This is a genomic window from Pseudomonas sp. AF03-9 (assembly GCF_020515815.1).
GTDB lineage: Bacteria > Pseudomonadota > Gammaproteobacteria > Pseudomonadales > Pseudomonadaceae > Aquipseudomonas.
The window spans coordinates 1-1034 of sequence record NZ_JAHPJF010000056.1; the positions used below are offsets into that span (position 1 = coordinate 1).

The following is a 1034-nucleotide window of genomic DNA, read 5'->3' on the forward strand; positions in this document are numbered from 1 at the left end:
TACTCGATCACACGGGTCTCAAAGAAGTTCTTCTCTTTCTTCAAGTCCATGATCTCGCTCATCCACGGGAACGGGTTGGTGGTGCCTGGGTATTCTTCCTTCAAGCCGATCTGCGACAGACGACGGTTGGCGATGAACTTGAGGTAGTCCTCCATCATCGCGGCGTTCATGCCCAACACACCGCGGGGCATGGTGTCGCGGGCGTATTCGATCTCCAGTTGGGTCCCTTGCAGGATCATCTGGGTCGCTTCCTCCTTCATCTCGGCATCCCACAGGTGTGGGTTTTCGATTTTGATCTGGTTGATCACGTCGATGCCGAAGTTCAGGTGCATCGACTCGTCGCGCAGGATGTACTGGAACTGCTCGGCCACGCCGGTCATTTTGTTGCGGCGGCCCATGGACAGGATCTGGGTGAAGCCGCAGTAGAAGAAGATGCCTTCCAGCACGCAGTAGTACGCGACCAGGTTGCGCAGCAGTTCCTTGTCGGTGTCGACGGTGCCGGTTTCGAACTTCGGATCGGAGATCGAACGGGTGTACTTCAGGCCCCAGGCGGCTTTCTTCGCGACCGATGGAATCTCGTGGTACATGTTGAAGATCTCGCCTTCATCCATGGCCAGCGATTCGATGCAGTACTGGTAGGCGTGGGTGTGGATCGCCTCTTCGAAGGCCTGGCGCAGGATGTACTGGCGGCACTCCGGGTTGGTGATCAGGCGGTACACGGCCAGCACCAGGTTGTTGGCGACCAGGGAGTCGGCGGTGGAGAAGAAACCCAGGTTGCGCATGACGATGCGACGTTCGTCGTCGGTCAGGCCTTCGGGGGTTTTCCACAGCGCGATGTCGGCGGTCATGTTGACCTCTTGCGGCATCCAGTGGTTGGCGCAGCCGTCGAGGTACTTCTGCCAGGCCCAGTCGTACTTGAAGGGTACGAGTTGGTTGAGGTCGGCGCGGCAGTTGATCATGCGCTTTTCGTCAACGGCGACGCGGGCGGAGGCGCCTTCGAGTTCGGCGAGGCCTTCGGCGATGTCGAGTTTGTC

At 59.0% G+C, this 1034-nt stretch carries 1 protein-coding gene; it reads right to left on the reverse strand.

The features are described from left to right. Positions 1 to 1034, reverse strand: a 1034-nt coding sequence (locus LIY36_RS27585) for a ribonucleotide-diphosphate reductase subunit beta (protein ID WP_226457855.1), incomplete at both ends; no start/stop codon positions are given.